At 65.5% G+C, this 17,518-nt stretch carries 19 protein-coding genes; 6 read left to right on the top strand and 13 right to left on the bottom strand.

All coding sequences use genetic code 11. The features are described from left to right. Nucleotides 1–130: 130 nt before the first annotated feature. Nucleotides 131–1,618, top strand: a complete 1,488-nt coding sequence (gene arcD, locus QYH69_RS06245; protein WP_308831015.1) for an arginine-ornithine antiporter — start codon at nt 131–133, stop codon at nt 1,616–1,618. A 154-nt stretch (nt 1,619–1,772) separates the two neighbouring features. Here the strand turns inward: arcD and QYH69_RS06240 are convergent, their stop codons facing one another. Further along, a complete protein-coding gene (locus QYH69_RS06240; RefSeq protein WP_308831014.1) occupies nt 1,773–2,012 on the bottom strand; it encodes a UDP-glucose 4-epimerase in 240 nt (79 codons plus the stop codon). Nucleotides 2,013–2,036: 24 nt separating this feature from the next. After that, the gene (locus QYH69_RS06235; protein ID WP_308831013.1) at nt 2,037–2,687 is read right to left on the bottom strand and encodes a BON domain-containing protein; all 651 of its coding nucleotides are present in this window, start codon (nt 2,685–2,687) and stop codon (nt 2,037–2,039) included. A 149-nt stretch (nt 2,688–2,836) separates the two neighbouring features. Here QYH69_RS06235 and QYH69_RS06230 point away from each other — a divergent pair, with 149 nt between their 5' ends. After that, nucleotides 2,837–3,427, top strand: coding sequence for a rhomboid family intramembrane serine protease (locus QYH69_RS06230; RefSeq protein WP_308831083.1), 591 nt, complete (start codon nt 2,837–2,839; stop codon nt 3,425–3,427). Between the two features lie 87 nt (nt 3,428–3,514). After that, on the top strand, nt 3,515–4,183 hold the full coding sequence (locus QYH69_RS06225; protein WP_308831012.1) for a SagB/ThcOx family dehydrogenase: 669 nt from the start codon (nt 3,515–3,517) through the stop codon (nt 4,181–4,183). A gap of 118 nt (nt 4,184–4,301) precedes the next feature. On the opposite strand, the gene QYH69_RS06220 is transcribed toward QYH69_RS06225, so the two are convergent. Next, a complete protein-coding gene (locus QYH69_RS06220) occupies nt 4,302–4,736 on the bottom strand; it encodes an Hsp20/alpha crystallin family protein (protein WP_308831011.1) in 435 nt (144 codons plus the stop codon). A gap of 177 nt (nt 4,737–4,913) precedes the next feature. Continuing rightward, nucleotides 4,914–5,282, bottom strand: a complete 369-nt coding sequence (locus QYH69_RS06215) for a hypothetical protein (RefSeq protein WP_308831010.1) — start codon at nt 5,280–5,282, stop codon at nt 4,914–4,916. A 21-nt stretch (nt 5,283–5,303) separates the two neighbouring features. Between QYH69_RS06215 and QYH69_RS06210 the strand changes: the two genes are divergently transcribed. Further along, a complete protein-coding gene (locus QYH69_RS06210) occupies nt 5,304–6,413 on the top strand; it encodes a PAS domain-containing sensor histidine kinase (protein WP_308831009.1) in 1,110 nt (369 codons plus the stop codon). Here QYH69_RS06210 and ftsH read toward each other — a convergent pair. The 8 genes from ftsH to QYH69_RS06170 all read right to left on the bottom strand — a co-directional run bounded on the left by ftsH (nt 6,386) and on the right by QYH69_RS06170 (nt 15,682). Beyond that, nucleotides 6,386–8,299, bottom strand: coding sequence for an ATP-dependent zinc metalloprotease FtsH (ftsH, locus tag QYH69_RS06205; protein WP_308831082.1), 1,914 nt, complete (start codon nt 8,297–8,299; stop codon nt 6,386–6,388). The genes QYH69_RS06210 and ftsH overlap by 28 nt on opposite strands. A gap of 62 nt (nt 8,300–8,361) precedes the next feature. After that, nucleotides 8,362–9,231: a universal stress protein gene (locus QYH69_RS06200; RefSeq protein ID WP_308831008.1), complete on the bottom strand. Its 870-nt coding sequence runs from the start codon at nt 9,229–9,231 to the stop codon at nt 8,362–8,364. Between the two features lie 39 nt (nt 9,232–9,270). Further along, complete coding sequence (locus tag QYH69_RS06195; RefSeq protein ID WP_308831007.1) at nt 9,271–9,873, bottom strand: hypothetical protein; 603 nt, start codon at nt 9,871–9,873, stop codon at nt 9,271–9,273. A 494-nt stretch (nt 9,874–10,367) separates the two neighbouring features. Next, entirely contained in the window at nt 10,368–11,357 is a 990-nt protein-coding gene (locus tag QYH69_RS06190) for a 1-phosphofructokinase family hexose kinase (RefSeq protein ID WP_308831006.1), read from the bottom strand. Beyond that, on the bottom strand, nt 11,354–13,801 hold the full coding sequence (gene ppsA / locus QYH69_RS06185) for a phosphoenolpyruvate synthase (protein ID WP_308831005.1): 2,448 nt from the start codon (nt 13,799–13,801) through the stop codon (nt 11,354–11,356). Before ppsA ends, QYH69_RS06190 begins: the two co-directional genes overlap by 4 nt. A 38-nt stretch (nt 13,802–13,839) precedes the next feature. Next, the gene (locus QYH69_RS06180; RefSeq protein ID WP_308831004.1) at nt 13,840–14,310 is read right to left on the bottom strand and encodes a hypothetical protein; all 471 of its coding nucleotides are present in this window, start codon (nt 14,308–14,310) and stop codon (nt 13,840–13,842) included. Nucleotides 14,311–14,325: 15 nt separating this feature from the next. Next, nucleotides 14,326–14,976, bottom strand: a complete 651-nt coding sequence (locus QYH69_RS06175; protein ID WP_308831003.1) for a BON domain-containing protein — start codon at nt 14,974–14,976, stop codon at nt 14,326–14,328. 55 nt (nt 14,977–15,031) lie between these two features. Beyond that, nucleotides 15,032–15,682 carry a BON domain-containing protein gene (locus QYH69_RS06170; RefSeq protein ID WP_308831081.1) on the bottom strand — a complete coding sequence of 217 codons (651 nt, stop codon included), beginning with the start codon at nt 15,680–15,682 and terminating at the stop codon, nt 15,032–15,034. Nucleotides 15,683–15,823: 141 nt separating this feature from the next. Between QYH69_RS06170 and QYH69_RS06165 the strand changes: the two genes are divergently transcribed. Together QYH69_RS06165 and QYH69_RS06160 are read left to right on the top strand one after the other, a co-directional pair. Continuing rightward, entirely contained in the window at nt 15,824–15,916 is a 93-nt protein-coding gene (locus QYH69_RS06165; protein ID WP_308831002.1) for a ChaB family protein, read from the top strand. Nucleotides 15,917–16,119: 203 nt separating this feature from the next. After that, nucleotides 16,120–16,383, top strand: coding sequence for a hypothetical protein (locus tag QYH69_RS06160; protein WP_308831001.1), 264 nt, complete (start codon nt 16,120–16,122; stop codon nt 16,381–16,383). A gap of 119 nt (nt 16,384–16,502) precedes the next feature. Here QYH69_RS06160 and QYH69_RS06155 read toward each other — a convergent pair whose 3' ends face one another. Beyond that, nucleotides 16,503–17,456 (bottom strand): universal stress protein, encoded by a 954-nt coding sequence (locus QYH69_RS06155; RefSeq protein ID WP_308831000.1) that lies wholly within the window; start codon nt 17,454–17,456, stop codon nt 16,503–16,505. Between the last annotated feature and the right edge of the window lie 62 nt (nt 17,457–17,518).

The following is a 17,518-nucleotide window of genomic DNA, read 5'->3' as shown; positions in this document are numbered from 1 at the left end:
AAACGCGGCACAGGCTCGTGCATCTTCGAATGCATGCCAGAGGGCCGCAACCCCGGACAATGACCTGCATCAAGACCGCTGGCCAGATCGCATGACCTAATGAAGACTCCATCAACCTGGGAGCTTCATCATGAGCAATCCCGCAGGGCATCTCGGCCAGCCGCCATCGAGCGCGCCGGCGCAAGCGGCGGGCAGCGCAGCCCCGCCGCACAAACTGCCTCTTTCGCTGCTGAGCGCTGTCGTCATCGGATCGATGATCGGCAGCGGCATTTTCTCGTTGCCGCAGAACATGGCGGCCGGCGCGGGCGCCGGCGCGGTGCTGATCGGCTGGCTCATCACCGGCGCCGGCATGCTGTTACTCGCGCTCTGCTATCAGCGGCTCGCGACGCGCGCGCCGCAGCTCGACAACGGCATTTATGCCTATGCACGCGCAAGCGCCGGCGAATTCGTCGGCTTCAACTCCGCGTGGGGTTACTGGGTCAGCGCGTGGATCGGCAACGTCGGCTATCTCGTGATCGTATTCGGCACGCTCGGCTATTTCTTCCCGATCTTCGGCGAGGGCAACACGCCGGCGGCGATCGCCGGTGCGTCGATCGCGTTATGGATCATGCACGCGATGATCCTGCGCGGCATCCGCAGCGCGGCGATCCTGAACGGACTCGCGACGGCTGCCAAGATCGTCCCGCTGCTGCTCTTTATCGTGCTGGTCGCCGCCGCATTCCACGGCTTGCAGTTTCGCACCGACTTCTGGGGCAGCACCAAACTGCCTGGCGTGCTCGAGCAGGTGAAAAGCACGATGCTCGTCACCGTCTGGGTTTTTATCGGCATCGAAGGCGCCAGCGTGCTTTCCGCGCGCGCTAAAACGCGCGAGGACATCGGCCGCGCAACCGTACTCGGCTTCGTCGTCGTGCTGGCGCTGCTGATGGGCGTCTCGCTGCTGTCGCTCGGCGTAGTCGGGCAGCCCGAACTCGCCGCGATGAAAAATCCGTCGATGGCGGGCGTCCTTGCCAAGGTAGTCGGCACGTGGGGCGCTGTGCTGATCAATCTCGGTCTGCTCGTGTCGGTAGGCGGTGCGCTGCTCGCGTGGACATTGCTCGCGGCGGAAACGCTGTTCACGCCCGCCTTGGAAGGCGTGATGCCCAAGCGTCTCGCTCGCGAAAACGCGCGTGGCGTGCCTGCCAGCGCGCTGTGGGTCACGAACGGGCTGGTGCAGCTGTTTCTCATCGTCGCCCTGCTTTCGAATGCGACGTATCTCGCGCTGATCTCGCTCGCGACGTCGATGATCCTCGTGCCATATCTGTTTTCGGCGGTCTACGCATGCGTGATCGCATGGCGTGGCGAAGGCTATGGCGCGGCAGACGCATCGGCCCGGCACCGCGACACGCTGATTGCCGCGGGTGCGGCTTTGTACTGCTGCTGGCTGCTGTATGCGGCCGGGCTCAAGTATCTGCTGCTGAGCGCGCTGCTGTACGCGCCGGGTGCGATCGTCTATGGCTGGGCGCGCCGCGAACAGCATGCGCGGCTCTTCCGGCCTTACGAAATCGCGATACTCGCTGTGCTGATTGCACTCGCCGTCTGCGCGGCCGCGCTGCTGGCGACCGGCGATCTGGGGCTTTAGGAATTAGCGAACGGAATTAGCGAACGGAAGTTGCGATCCGCAATGCTGCGAATGAAGACGGTGCATCGGGAGGCACCGTCTTCGCTCAAACTCAGGCTGACGCCGTTCGGAGAAACCGGAACGGCGTACCCTCAACCATCCTCAAAAGCGCACGTCAGACGTGCAGCGCGCCCGACGTCTTCAGTTCGATCCACGTCATACCTTCGCGCAGGCCCTCGAGCAGGGCCTCGCGTTCGGTCACGAAGACGGAACTATGCTGGAAGTCGTGCGCGAATGCGCCATGCGCCGATTCGTGTGAAACATGGATATCGCACCGGTATCCGCCGGCCTCGGCGGGGGACGTCACGACGTCCACCGACCATTCGGCCTCGTGTGCATTGCCAGTCAAAGTCATCTGAACTCTCCTCGAGCGTTGAGCTCATTCGATCCGCAATTCGTCGACCACGGCGCGTACGCCCCGCGCGCTCCACGCGGCGCCGCGCACGACCGCCCGTTCCGCGTACGAGTCGACCTTGCCGGTAAGCGTCACGGTGCCGTCGTGCACCGCGATATCGATGTGGTTCGCTTCGCGCTGCGCGTGCCGCTGCATCGCTTCGCGAATCTTCGACGCGACGTCGCCGCCGTCGACGTCGCCACGCACCTCGATCTGGTTCGATACGCCGAGAACGCCGCGCATATGCGAGATCGAGCGCAGCGCCACATGGCTCTGATAGGCCCAGTCCACCGTGCCGCTCAAGGTGACCCACCCGCGTTCGACCTGCACCTTGACGGCATCGTCGGGCACGCAGACGGTCCAGTGCAGAATCGAGCGGACCGCTTCCGCGATATCGGCATCGCTGCGCGTGTCGCTTTGCGGCAGGCGCACCTGCATTTCCACGACCACGCCCTTGACGCCCGCGACGCGATGCGCGGCCTTTTCCGCTGCGAGCTTTTCCGCATAACTGAGCGGATGCCCCGACAAGGTGACCACGCGGCCGCTCACTTCGACGCCGATGTCGGTCGCCGTGACGGCCGGGTCCCACTCGAGTTCGTCTTCCACTTCCTGTTTCAGTTGCCTGTCCGATTTCATTGCACGCTCCTTGTTCCAGATCGGGAGTTCCGATGAAGACGAGCATTGCACAGGCCGCGCGCCGTCATCTGACGCAGGTCAAAGCCGGGCGCGAACGTGACGGTACCTTAAGGAATCGCGCGCCTCGCGCGTGCTGCCGCTCTTTCATCATGACCTTGACCCTGATCGCGTTGAACGCGTTCGTATTCCTGCTCGAAGCGGCAAGCGATTCCCGGCTCGTCGAGCAGTTCGCACTGTGGCCGCCGCGTGCCGACGGCGGCGCCGCATTTCATGTCTGGCAGCTCGTCACGTACAGCACGCTGCACGCCAATCTCACGCATCTCGTCTTCAACATGTGGGGGCTCTATATGTTCGGACGCCCGATCGAGCAGACCTTGGGCGCGGCAAAAACCGGCGCGCTATATGGCGCCAGTGTGCTCGCGGGCGGCCTCACGCAAACGGCGCTCGCATGGCTCGCGCCGGCGCGCGCCTACCCGACGGTCGGTGCATCGGCCGGCGTATTCGGTGTGCTGCTCGCGTACGCGCTGCTATTTCCGAAGCAGCGCGTCGTGTTGCTGTTTCCGCCGATCCCGATGCCCGCCTGGATGTTCGCAACCGGCTACGCGGTCCTCGAACTCGTCCTCGGACTATCGGGCCGCGCGCCGGGCATCGCCCATTTCGCGCATCTGGGCGGCATGGCCGGCGCGCTCGCGCTGATCGTGCACTGGTCGCGCCGCGCACCGCGCGACCAGTTTGACTGAAGTCAAACCGCGCGCCGCGGCGATGTTTATCGTGGAAAGCGGCACCGCGCCGAATCGCGCGCTGGCCTCCATCCTCCGGAGCCTGAAATGACAGATATGCAACTGCTGACTTACGAGCCTTCGCCCGCTGCTCGCCCCGTGGTCCCGCGAAGCCATGCACCGGCTTTCATCGAATTGCCCGAGCCGGACCTCGGCGCCGGGCTGCCGTTAATGAGCGCACTGTCGATGCGGTCAAGCACGCGCGAGTTCTCGGACGAGGCGCTGCTGCCGGCCACGCTCGGCGCGCTGCTGTGGGCCGCAAACGGCGTGAACCGGCCGGCCACGGGCGGACGCACTGCTCCTTCGGCGCATGCGTTCAATGAAATCGACGTCTATGCCGTGCTCGAAGACGGCGTCTACCGGTACGACGCCCCTGCGCACCGGCTCGTGCTCAAGCACGCGGTCGACGCGCGCAATATGACCGGCTATCAGGACTTTGTCGGCAACGCGCCGCTCGATCTCGTCTATGTCGTCTGCATGTCGAAGCTGCTCGCGATGGCACCGCAGCAGCGCGATATTTTTTCGGCCGTCGCGGCAGGCGCGATCGCGCAGAATGTCTCGCTCTACTGTGCGTCGGCCGGACTCGCCACCGTCGTGCGAGGCTGGATCAATCACGCGCTGCTCGCCGGCGCGCTGAGTCTGAACGAAGACGAGCTGCCGATTCTCGCCCAGACCGTAGGCAAACGCGCAACCACATTGAGTTCGCTTGCCGATTGACGTTGGACGCCGGACGTTGGACGCTGGCCGCCGCGGGCCGGCAAACAGAAGCGCGCCGCGGATCGCTGCAGTCATGCGATCCGGCGGCGCGCACAGAATTTCTGATTTTCTTCGTGCTTTAGCTGATCGACAGACGCTTGCGGTCGGCTGGGGCTTTCTTCGGCAGCGACAGCGACAGCACGCCGTCCTTGTATTCGGCGCTCGCCGTATTTTCGTCCACTTCGTTCGCGAGCGAGAATGCCCGGCTGAACGAGCCCGAATAGCGCTCGCGGCGGATCACGCGCTCGCCTTCCTTCTGTTCCTGGTTACGCTCGACTTTCGCATTGATCGACACGCGATTGCCGTCGATCTGCACGTCGATATCTTTTTTATCGACGCCAGGCAATTCCGCTTTGACGAGGTAGCCGCCGTCGTTCTCCGTCACGTCGATTTTCATCGACGCGAGATCGCTTTCCTCCTGATTCAAAATGCCGCGCATCGGCCGGAACAGACCCTGGAACAGGTCGGACACCGGGTCGATCGAGAATGGGTCATATCGCGTCACGTTGCTCATCGCTTGCTCTCCTTGAATATCCATCGATACGATGGGGTTGGGCGGGAAACGCGCCGGTCCGGCGCGGATCGGATACTGCACCGCTCAGGCAAGCGTAACGGCGCCCGACCTGTTGCCATTGACGTAAGTCAAGCGGCCTCCGATCGCGCCAAACGCGCGTGCCGCCGAACGCTTCTGCTAGTCGAAGGCCGTGCACGCGAACGAGGTATCGCGCGCAAACGTCTCCGCGGAAAAGACGCACATCGGCAGGTTGCCTGTATGCGGCACCATACCGTCATCGAACCGACTACTGAGCCCGGGATACTTTCCTTGAATGACAATTGCGAGCAGAATGACGGCGAATGCAACCACTACCGAAAATGCGGCTCTTTCGAGAGCGCGAAAGTCCAGTTCCATTTCTGTCTCCTCCGAAAACAACGCGAATGCACTGCGCGTAATGCCTGTATGCGATATTCGGTCGGCACGACCTGAATTCGCCTGACGCAGATCAGTCTTTTGTCGATGCCGTGCACTTGATGTGCCGCCTTCCTTGAGTTGCGGCTTCAATCAGCGTGGAGATGCCTGGCTATGGCCCCTCACGATTCACCTTCCGGCGCAAACCCATCGCTGCCGGATATCGCAATCGAAGACCGCTATCAGCTGCTCATCGAAGCAGTGCGCGACTATGCGATCTTCATGCTCGACACCAACGGGCTGGTGGCGAGCTGGAATTCTGGCGCGCAGCGAATCAAAGGCTATTCGCCCGAAGAAATCATCGGCAAGCACTTCGCCGTTTTCTATACTTCCGACGATATCGCCGCGGGCAAGCCCGCCCGCGAGCTGCACACCGCAGCCGCAACCGGTCGCATCGAAGACGAAGGATGGCGCGTGCGCCGCGACGGTTCGCGCTTCTGGGCCAACGTCGTCATTACCGCGGTGCGCGATTCGTCGGGCAGCTTGCTCGGCTTTGCGAAAGTCACGCGCGACATGACCGAGCGCATGCGCCTCGCGGCGCTCGAGCATGCAAGCGAAGTGTCGACGCAGATGCAGATCGCACGCGAAAACGAACAGAAGCGCATCGCGCGCGAATTGCACGACGATCTCGGCCAGCAGCTGACCGCGTTGAAAATGAGCGTGGCGTTGCTCGAAGCGCGGCTGCAGACGGTCGACGGTTCGAGCGAACTGCTACCGCAGACGGGCGAACTGCAGGCGCAGGTCGATGCGATGGCCACCGCGCTCAGGCGGATCTCGGCAAATCTGCGTCCGCCGCTACTCGACGATCTCGGCTTGTCCGCGGCGCTCGACTGGCTCACCGACGACTTCTCGAAGCGTTACGGGGTCGAGGCCGGCGCCGACGTTTCGGACGATAGCGGCATAGGCGAGTTCGCCGCGCTGACGATCTTCCGTATCGTTCAGGAAGCCCTGACGAACGTGGCCCGACATGCGCAGGCGAAAACCGTGTCGGTTCGCCTGACGCGGGCGAACCGCATATGCGAGCTCGAGATCGTCGACGACGGAGCCGGTGCGCCCGCTGTCACCGCTGCCCCGGCCGCGCGCAAATCGTTCGGCCTGCTCGGGATGCGCGAGCGTGTCAGGCAATTGCATGGAACCATCGAGTTTCATAGCGCGCCCGGCGCCGGCTTCCGCGTGCATATCCGCGTGCCGGAGCGCTACTTGACGAGCGCGGAACCGGGCTGAGCCGACGAAGCCAACGATGCCGACGAAGCCAACGATGCGTCGCGTGTTTCGTCCGCGACCGGCGCAGCACCGTTGACGAGCGCGAGCAACTCCTTGCGGTCGATCACCTCGCGCTCGAGCAGACGCCGCGCGATGCGTTCGAGCAGCGCCCGCTGTTCGACGAGCGTTTGCATGACGCGTGCGTGAGCCGCTTCGAGCAGCTCGCGCACTTCGTCGTCGATCAGTTGCGCGGTATGTTCGCTGCAATGCGCGCCGCCGGCTCGCGCGAATACCGGCTGCAGATCGTCGCCGTCGATATCGCCGAGCGTGGCGAGCCCGGCGCGCGCGCTCATCCCATAGCGCGCCACCATGTGCCGCGCGATCATGGTCGCCTGTTCGAGATCGTTCTTCGCGCCGGTCGAAACATCGCCGAACGCGATTTCCTCGGCGGCCCGGCCGCCAAGCAGCGCATCGAGGCGGTCGAGCAGTTCGCTACGGCGCAAGACATAGCGGTCTTCGGTCGGTACCTGTTGCGTATAGCCGAGCGCCGCGACGCCGCGCGGAACGATCGACACTTTCTTCACCGGATCGCAATGCTTGCGGCTTTGCGCGACGAGTGCGTGGCCCGCTTCGTGATAGGCGATTGTCAGCTTCTCCTGCGCGTTCATCACGCGGCTTTTGCGTTCCATGCCCGTCATCGCGCGGTCGATCGCCTCGTCGAAGTCGCTCATCTCGACCGCCGGCTTTTCTTCCTCGGCGGCGTGCAAGGCCGCCTCGTTGACGATGTTCGCGAGATCCGCGCCGACGAAGCCGGGCGTGCGCGCCGCCACCTCCGCAAGCTCGACATCGGGCGCAAGCAGCACGCGACGCGTATGGACCGCGAGAATCTGCTTGCGGCCGGTCGGGTCCGGCCGGTCGATCGCGATATGCCGGTCGAAACGCCCCGGACGCAGCAGTGCGGGGTCGAGAATCTCGGGCCGATTCGTCGCCGCCATGATGATCACGCCGGAATTGGGCTGGAAGCCGTCCATTTCGACGAGCAACTGGTTCAGCGTCTGTTCGCGCTCCTCGTTGCCCGCCAGTGCCCCCGCGCCTCGCACCTTGCCGAGCGCGTCGAGTTCGTCGATAAACACGATGCAGGGCGCCTTCTGCTCGGCCTGCTCGAACAGGTCGCGCACGCGCGCCGCGCCGACGCCGACGAACATCTCGACGAACGCCGAGCCGCTGATCGAGAAAAACGGCACGCCCGCCTCGCCGGCCACGGCCTTCGCGAGCAGCGTCTTGCCCGTGCCCGGCGCACCGACGATCAGCACGCCTTTGGGAATCCTGCCGCCCAGTCGCCGGTACCGTTGCGGGTCGCACAGGAAGGAGACGATCTGCCTCAGTTCGGCCTTGGCTTCGTCGATGCCCGCGATGTCGTCGAAGGTGGTGTCCGTCTCGCTCTGCACATAGAGGCGCGGCTTGCTCTTGCCGATGCCCGAGTAGTCGCGCAGACCGGACGAGCGTCTTGCAATCCAGCTCCATAACGCGAACAGCACGATCAGCGGCGCGGCCCACGAGAGCAACGCGCCGAGCCAGGTACTGTCGGGGACGCCGTTATAGCGGATGCCCGCGGCATCGAGCCGGGCCGCGAGCCGGTCGTCGGCCACGCGCTCGGTTTCGAAGCCCGATTCATTGCCGTGCACATCGAGCGTGGCCGCGTCGGATGCGGGCAGCAGCGCCGCCGCGCCCGGCAGCTTCAGCTTGCCGGTAATGCGCGACGAACCGATTTCGAGGTCGTCCACCTGCTTCGCATCGATCAGTCGTATGAGGTCGCTATAGGCCACCGGATGGACCGCTTTCCTCAACCCGTTCAGCTGGACCGTGAGCAGCAACACCACGAGCAGTATGGCTACCACCGTGACCATATCGACGCCGTAAGACAGTGGGCTTTTGTCCGGTTCCTTGCGGCGGTCTTTCATCAGGCGTTTCATCGCGTATCAGCTCCCCAGCGGTTCCAAAGCGGCTCGTCAACGGCGCTTCTGCGCGCTTGGCGGCGCGCACCGGCCGGCACCATCAGCAACGGTAAAGCACCGAGTTGCGCGACCTGCTCGGCGATGCTCGCGAAGCGCCACTTTCCGGACGGCTCGCCCGCATGCGTGCCCAGCACGAGCAGATCCGCGCGCCACTCGAGCGCGGCGCCCACGATCGAATGCGCGAGATTGCCGTGCCCGGCTGCCTGCAACACGACGGAGTCGAGCGTGTCCACGGGCGGCGCACCGACGGGGTCGAGCACGACGCGCGCGACGCGCAGTGCGTCGCCCGCTTGCATGAGGCGCGTCACTTCGTCGACGGACACGCGCGACGCATCGCTGTCGTCGCTTGCAACGAAGAAGCGGTGTGGAGGCGCGTCATGGTGGCCCGATGCCGCATCGGGCAGCACCAGCACCGGGCAATGCGCGGCGCGCGCGAGATGGGCCGGGCCCGCGCACGACGTGAGCACGAGGTCCGCGCCCCAATGCGACGCGGCATCGGCAAGCAGCCATGCGCTGCCTGTCCACGCACGCGAGAGCGTCAACAGCTGACCGCCCGCGCAGCGCCCGCGCGCGGTCAGCAGACCGCATGCGGCCTGCACCATGTTCGACGCCTCGCATCGCGAGCGCGCGTTCATCACGGGGTCGTCGTCGGGCGGCGCGACGGCCACGACATGGAAGATCGCGTCCGCATCGAAGCAGGCCGTGGCGTAGTCGATGAGCCGTGCAGGCAGACGGCCATCCCACGCCGCGATCATGACGCGCCGGTATGGAAAGCGCGCGCGCCGTGCTGCGGGCTCGCGATCGGTAGTCGCATCGGATTGCATTGCCGATCCCTGTATCTGCGGTTGGCGCGCGAACGCGCTTCATCGCAACGGCAGGCCGTCGCGCGTGATATGAATCGCTGTCGCTTCGACGTAATCGACATGCACGCTATCGCCGACCTTGAGCCGCTCGAGCAGGCGCGCCGACGAGGCCTGCAGCGTGACGGTGCGGCTCGGTCCGCGCAACGTGATAAGCCGCCTGTCGCGATCGATGTTCGCGATGGTGGCGACCGCTTCGACCCGATGCATGGACATCGACGAGCCCGCCGACGCGGCGCTCGTCACGTCGGAATCGACACGCTTGCGGATCGCATCCGCGCCGGACTTGTCGGCGCGCAGCAACAGCGCGCGGCTATAGGTGATCTCGACCTTGTCGCCCAGCCGCAGCTTTTTCACTTCGCCGAGCGACTTGTCCACCATCACCACGACCGGCTCGCCCGTGTCTTCCCAGAGCGTGATGCTGTTTTGCCCAGGGTCTACGCCGAGCACGATCGCGTTCGCGCGCGTCAGGCTCTTGCCCGAAAAGATCGGCGCCGCGCCGGCTTCGCTCGCCGGTCCCGATCCGGCACTCGCCGGGGTGGCGACGCCGACGGCTAGAGCGGCTGCGAGACCGCCGCACACGAGTGCTGGCCATGGAAGTTTCACGATCGATGCTCCCGCATAGTGGATGTTCGAACCCAGTCTATGCACGGGTCCGCGTCGAGCCTTGATCTGAAGCAATCGCCGCGCTGTTTCACGGCTTTTGCGGCTTTCACGCAAGCCGGTTTGCGCACGCGCGCCCCGCCGGTCGGCGTACTCGCTTGATCGTGATCAACAGAGCCGGGGCGGAGCGCGATAAAGCTGTTAAGGGATCGCTTCCGAAGAAGCCAATGCGGCGAGATCCGCCGCCGCAATGCAGCCCGACCCGGCACTGCGCGCCATGCTCGCGCGCGTCGCGCCCGCCCACCTGCCCTCGCCGAGCCCAAGCTTATGCAAGTCCCGTCGCCTCCCGAAGCGCTCGCTGGAACGGTCGCAGCGGTGCGCGGCGCGGTCGTCGACGTGGCTTTCCGGCAGGGCCTGCTCGCACCGCTGAACACGGCGCTTTCGATTGCAATCGACGCAGCGATAACGGACCTCGCGCGGGCCCGGCTCGCGGTACGTCAACGCTTTGCGCAAAGGTCGGCGATACCGGCCGGCGCGCCGTTCACGACGAGCGGTCTTTCGCCCTTCGCGTACGCACGAACGACGTCGCGCGCATCGCACAGCCGCGTACCCGGCTGGCGCAGCGTCGCGGCCGCGGCTGCGGCGGCATAATGCAACGCCTCGCCATCCGACGCGCCTTGGTCGAGCGCCCAAAGCAGGCCTGCCAGAAAGCTGTCGCCGGCGCCGATCGCGCTGCGCACTTCGGTCGGCACGGCGGCCATGAAGCAGGTCTGCCTCGACGTGACCAGCAGCGCACCCTGGCTGCCGAGCGTGATCGCCACGATGCGCGCCTTGCCCGCTTCGATCAACGCGCGGCCCGCGTCCGCTTGCGCGTGCGCGTCGGACAGCGCTTTTCCGGTCAGCTCGCACAATTCGGCGAGGCTTGGCTTCACGATGTCGACGAGCCCGCTGTCGAGCGCGGCGGCAAGTGCCGGCCCCGACGCATCGACCGCAATGCGGATGTCCGGACGAACCTCGCATGCGTCGCGTGCGAGTTGCGCGTACGCATCGCGCGACAATCCCGGCGGCAGACTGCCGCTCAACACCATGAAGCGCGCCGCGGCGGCACCCGCTTGCACGCGGCGCCGGCAGGTGGTCCACTCGTCCGGTGCAACGGCCGGGCCGGGCAGGACGAAGCGATATTCACGGCCGGTCGCGGTCTCGAACACCGAGAAGTTTTCGCGCGTCTCGCCGGCGATCTCGAGCGCTTGCGTGTGCAGTCCTTCGTCGGCAAGCATCGCGAGCAAGGTGTGGCCGCTGCCTCCACCCGCGAGCAGAAACGCGGTGCAGTCGGCGCCGAGACGGTGCAGCACACGCGCGACATTGATGCCGCCACCGCCCGGGTCGCGGCGCGCGGCGGCGCAGCGCAGCTTGTGCGTGTCGGCGATCCGCTCGACAGACGTCGAAATGTCGACGGCCGGGTTCAGCGTGACGGTCAGCATGTTCATCGACGTTCGCCCGAAAGAAGCGCAGCCTCGACCGCCTCGCGAGGCGCATCCGGCTTGCGCAGCGACGCTTCCGCCTGCGCCACGTGCCGTTTGACTGCGATAAAGCTGTCGGGGCTGACCGAAATCGAGTCGATGCCGCACTCGACGAGGAACCGCGCGTACTCGGGGTGCGCGCTCGGCGCCTCGCCGCACAGGCCAACTTTCGCACCGGCGCGATGGGCACGCTCGATGACTTCGCGGATCATCCACCTGACCGCGTCGTTGCGCTCGTCGAACAGCGCAGCGAGTTCCGCCGAGTCACGGTCGACGCCGAGGGTCAGTTGCGTGAGGTCGTTGCTGCCGATCGAAAATCCATCGAAACGCCGTGCAAATTCGTCGGCGAGAATGACGTTCGAAGGAATTTCGCACATCACATAGATCTGCAAGCCGGCCTCGCCGCGTTTGAGGTCATGCTCCGCCATCGCTTCGAGCACGCGGTCGGCTTCCTCGGGCGTGCGGCAGAACGGCACCATGACGATGACGTTGGTCATGCCCATCTCGATGCGCAGCCGCCGCAGCGCGCGGCATTCGAGCGCGAATCCGTCGCGGTAGCGCGGCGAGTAGTAGCGCGACGCGCCGCGGAAACCGAGCATCGGATTTTCCTCCGTGGGCTCGAACGCGGCGCCGCCGATCAGATGGGCGTACTCGTTGGTCTTGAAGTCGCTCAGGCGCACGATCACCGGCCGCGGATGACACACGGCGGCGATGCGGCCGAGCCCGCATGACAGACGGTCGACGAAATAGTCGGTTCTGTCGCGGTAGCCCTCGGTCATCTCCGCGATCGTGCGGGCGGCCTCGGCATCTTTCAGATCGTCGAAGTGCGCGAGCGCCATCGGGTGAATCCGGATGTGGTTGCTGACGACGAACTCCATGCGCGCAAGTCCGACGCCGTCGGCCGGCATGCGCCACCAGCGCAAGGCTGCGTCGGGGTTGGCGAGGTTCAGCATGATGCGGGTGTCCGTGCGAGGAATCGCGGAGAAGTCGATCTCTTCGACCTGATAGTCCGCGGTTCCCTCGAATACGTGCCCGACCTCGCCTTGCGCGCAGGACACGGTGACATCCTGCTCGTCGTGCAGCACGCGCGTCGCGTGCGCGGTGCCCACGATCGCGGGAAGCCCGAGCTCGCGGCTCACGATCGCCGCATGCGAGGTCCGGCCGCCATGATCGGTCACGATCGCCGACGCGCGCCGCATGACCGGCACCCAGTCGGGATCGGTCGCAGCGGTCACGAGCACGGAGCCGTCGACGAAACGCGCCATGTCGCGCGGGCTTTCGATCACGCAGACCGGTCCCACCGCGATCGCCTGCCCCACGCTCACGCCCGCGAGCAGTTCGCGACCCGCGGATCGCATGCGGAAGGTTCTGATCGCAGTCGCCTCGCGCCGCGACTGAACCGTTTCGGGCCGCGCCTGCACGATGAACAGCTGGCCGCTCACACCGTCCTTCGCCCACTCGATGTCCATTGGCCGGCCATAGTGGCGCTCGATCGCGCAGACCCAACGCGACAGCAGCAGCACGTCGGCGTCCGCGAGCACGAATGCCGCGCGCTCCGCCTTCGAAGTCGGCACGTTCTTCGTCGGATGCGGGCCGCGGCTCGCGTACACCATCTTTTTGAGCTTGCCGCCGCGCTTCTTGCCGATGATCGGCGCGCATGCGGGATCGTCGAGCAGCGGCTTGAACACCTCGTATTCGTCGGGATCGACCGTGCCCTGCACGACGTTTTCGCCGAGCCCCCACGCGGCGTTGATCAACACGATCCGGTCGAAACCCGTCTCGGTGTCGATCGAAAAGGCGACGCCCGATGCGCCGAGATCCGATCTCACCATTTTCTGCACGCCGATCGAGAGTGCGACTTTCAGGTGATCGAATCCTTTCGCTTCGCGATAGCTGATCGCGCGATCGGTAAACAGCGATGCGTAACACCGCCGGCACGCGTCGAGCAGCGCTTGCGTGCCACGGATCGCCAGCGACGTTTCCTGTTGGCCGGCAAAGCTCGCGTCGGGCAGGTCTTCGGCGGTCGCGCTCGAACGCACGGCGACGTCGGGGTCATCTCCGCCGGCGCGCAAGGCCAGTTCCTCATAGCTTCGGCAAATGGCCTCTGCGGTGGCGGCCGGCCACTGCGCGCGCAGAATCGCGTGCCGGATCGCTTCGCCGGTCTCCGCCAGCGAGCGCCGGTTCCCGGCAAACTCGCCGAGCACGCCGGCGATCGTGTCCCGCAGACCATTCGCGTCGATGAAGTCCCAGTACGCGCGTGCCGTCGTCGCGAAGCCCGGTGGAACGCGTATGCCGGACGCGGCAAGATTGCTCACCATTTCGCCTAGCGAAGCGTTTTTGCCGCCGACGCGCGGCACGTCGTTGCGGCGCAGGTCCTCGAACCAGACGACGAGTCCGTCCTGATCGCTCATATGTCGCTCCTTGCGTTGACCGGCGGCCTGCGAACCGGTCAGATGCTGACGTAGCCGGCGAAGAACCACGGCAGCTTCATCTGGTTCGCCGGCTGCCTCGCGTCCTCGCTCGGCATGCTCTCGCCGACGAAGCCCGGTGTTCCGTCGGCTGCGAATACAGGGGCAAACGAGAAATTCCGGTTGATTACGACCACCGGTTCGCGGTTGATCGCCGATGGTGCGTAGATCGAAACTTCGTGAAAGAAGCCGGATGGGTCCGCGATCGCTCCCGCTTGCGCGGCAGCGCCGGCCGCAACGGCGCTTTCGTATCGCGCCGGCCATTCGTAGATACGCTCGCCGCGCCGGACCTCGTCGGCGGCGCGGTAGGCCAGTTCGATGCCCGGATACGGCAGCGAAATCACGGGCTTGACGATGGGACCATCGGGCCCGAGCACCGCGGGCTGAAGTGCCCAGAGCGTCAGGTTCAGCGTGGGGGTTGCTTGCGCGAAATACTCCAGTAGCCAGTTCATATGCGTCTCCTTCCTTCAGCCGATATGCAACTGGTCCACGACCCAGCGCACGCCCTTTGCCTTCCACGCGGCTTCGCAGGCGACTTCCTTCTGCTTCGTCGAACTGCAGGTGCCCGTCAGGCGCACGATGCCATCGCGCACATCGACGACGATCGATTCGGCCGCGTGCAACCCGGACCCTTGCAGCGCGGTCGCGATGCTGTCGGCGACGGTGCGTTCCGTTTCGCCCAGGCGTGTCGCGATCCGGTTTTCGATGTCGGCAATGCCCGGAATATCCCTCAGCAGCACGGCGGCCTCATCGCGCTGCGCCGGCGAGTCGACGAGCCCCGTGAGCGTCACACGACCGTCCGCCACGGCGACGTCGATCGCCGCATGACGCAGCCTTTCGCAGTGCTCGAGCGTCGCGCGGATCTCGTCGGCAAGCGTCGAGTCCGCACACTGGCCGTTATCAGGACACTTCACGATCAGATTGTCATGAATCACCACGTCGGGCGCGGCCCGCTGGGCAGCCCGCAGCGCCTCGTTTCTTTGTGCGTTGTTCAGGACGGTTCCATTGAGCGCGACCGCTCCCCCGACCAGCTTGACCTTGATCGCCCGCGCGTCGACGCCCCTGTCCCAGAGCAACTCCTGCTCGACGTCGCGCTTTACGCTTCCATGCGTCTTCACTGTGTTCTCCTGCTGTTCCAATACATGCGATGCGCCGGCGCTTGCCGGCCTTGCCTCATACGAGCGTGAGCCGGTCTTCGACTGCCGTCACGCCGCGTGTTCCGCGTGCCGCGCCGCACACGAGCGCGCGTTCCGCCAGCGAACTGACGCGCCCGGACACCGCCACCTTGCCGTCCTCGATCTCGATGCCGATGTGCTTCAACTCGCGTTCGGTGTGCCGCTGGATCGCCTTGCGGATGTTCTGCTCGATATCGACCGACGACGCCGTGCCGCGAATACGGATCTGATTCGACACGCCGACCACGCCCCGCATATGGGAGATGTGCTGTTCGGCAATGCGGCTGCGATACGCATCCTGCAGTTCGCCGACCAGCGTCACGCATCCTCTCTCCACCTTGACCTTGACGCTGTATTCGTCGAGGCCCGCGATCCAGTCGAGTACGCCGCGTACGCCGATCGCGATGTCCTCGTCGGTTCGCCGGTCGCTTTGCGGCACCTTCACATCGAGCTTGACGACGACCGCGTCGACACCGGAGATGCTCATCGCCGATTTTTCCGCGGCCAGTTTTTCGGCGTAGCTCGCGACCTCGCCCGATAGCGTGACGATGGCATTCGAGGCGGATACGCCGATATGGGTTGCATCGACGGCCGCGTTGGCGGCCAGTTCGTCTTCGACTTCCTGTCTGATCTGACTGTCGGGCTTGATGGGATTCATACGCGTGTCCTCGCCATTACCGGAATAAGGAAGGGCGATGCCCGCAAGATCGCGTCGCCGCCCGGTTCTCGTGTACTAGCGTAGTGCGCATGCGCGTGCCCGATTTGACTCGCATCAAGCGAAGACGTCTTCGTGCGGCGCGAAGCAATCGCGCACCGCGTGGCATGGGCGGCAGTCAAGCGTTCCTACGTGAAGATCGCAGGTCAATGGATGGCGCAGTGGTGAAACGTGTTCGGCGGTGCGGCGGCCGACTGTCTGTAGGAATACGCGGCAGGTCGACAGTCGCGGATGACACCGACTTCAGAGGCGCCTGATTGGATCGCGAAAGAGCGCGCACGATACTTTGGTTACCGATCCGGCTTATGTCGGATGCCATCGGTGCCGCGCAGGAAAAGCGGCATCGAACGCCTGACAGAAGGAGACTCGCCATGTCCAACGTCATCTGCGCTTGCGCCGTTCCTGGCCTCGCCGTCGCGGCTGCGTCCGTGCCGACAGTCCTTGCATGCGGCGAACCGCCCGTCTTCGACGAACCCGATGCACTGCTCGCACTCGCACGCGACGCCGACATGCTCGTGCTTCTCGATGCACAGATCGGCCGCGAAAAATATCAAAGCGTGGTCGGCTCGCTTGCATCGCTGCAGCGTTTCGCCACCGTGTTGAGCGACCGTCTGCGCGCGTGCGAGGCGGCCTGATCAGGGCGTGCCGGCAGCGCCGGCACAGCCCTCGTGCGATGCGGATTCCCTTGCGTCAAGCGCGGCGCTTTTCCTCGAAATAAGGCTGCCGCCCCGCCGCGTGACACAGTAGCGTCGTGTCACGGCGGCATGAGACGCACGAGCAGCACGGGCACGTCGGAGAGGCGCGCGACACGCCGCGCCACGCTGCCGAGCACCCAGCCCGACAGTCCGCGCCGGCCGTGCGTGCCGACCACGAGCAGGTCCGCCTGCAAGCGGATCGCTTCACGCACGAGCGCATGAGCGATGTCGTCGCCCACGGTTCGCGTCGACAGCAGCGCGGTTTTCGACGGGTTCGGGCAACGCGCAAAGATCGTTGCCGCGTGACCGAGCGCCCGCTCGCCCTCGGCGATATACGCATCCTCGAGCAGCAGTGCCGGCATCGATGGGAACCGCAGTGCGCGATCGACGACATAGACTGCGAGCAACCGGCTTTGCGCCGGCGCCAGTTGCAGCGCGTAACGCATCGCATGCAGCGATGCGGCGCTGCCGTCGATCGCGAACACGATGCGCTCGAGCGGCACGGTGTGCTTGCGCTCGAAGCGCTCGGGCACGATCAGCATCGAGCAATGCGCGTCGCGCGTAACCGGTCTCGAGACGCTGGCGTCGGTCCAGCGCAGCATGCCTCGATGCTGGCGGGCTCCGACCGCGAGCAGATCCGCATGGAACATGCGTGCGTCGGCAACCAGTGCATCGGCGACGGCGCCGTCCTTGTGCGATTGATCGATGAGACGCGCGTCGACGTCCGCACCGCTTGCGCTGATGATGCCGCTCGCGCGTCCCAACGCATCGCGCACGGCGCGGCGCATGCCCTGCCGTGCCGTCGCGAGCATCGCGTCGTCGAAGGCGAGCTGCGGCGTAAGCACGCGCGGATTCTCCGCGATGCCGACCACCGACACATGCATGCCGGGACGCACCAGATCGCGCACATACGCGGCAAGCCGCTGCGATGCCGGCGAAGCATCGACGGCCATCGTGACGCGCGTAATCGCTCGTACGGAATCGGCAGCGGTTGCCGTTGCCAGTTCACTCATGATCCAGTGCCCTCCCGTGCGCGGCGCGCGGCGGCCGCACTGTCCGCGCGCCGCATGCCGAT

The sequence above is a fragment of the Paraburkholderia sp. SARCC-3016 genome, from assembly GCF_031119615.1.
Lineage (GTDB): Bacteria > Pseudomonadota > Gammaproteobacteria > Burkholderiales > Burkholderiaceae > Paraburkholderia.
This window is presented reverse-complemented; position numbering and strand designations above follow the sequence as displayed.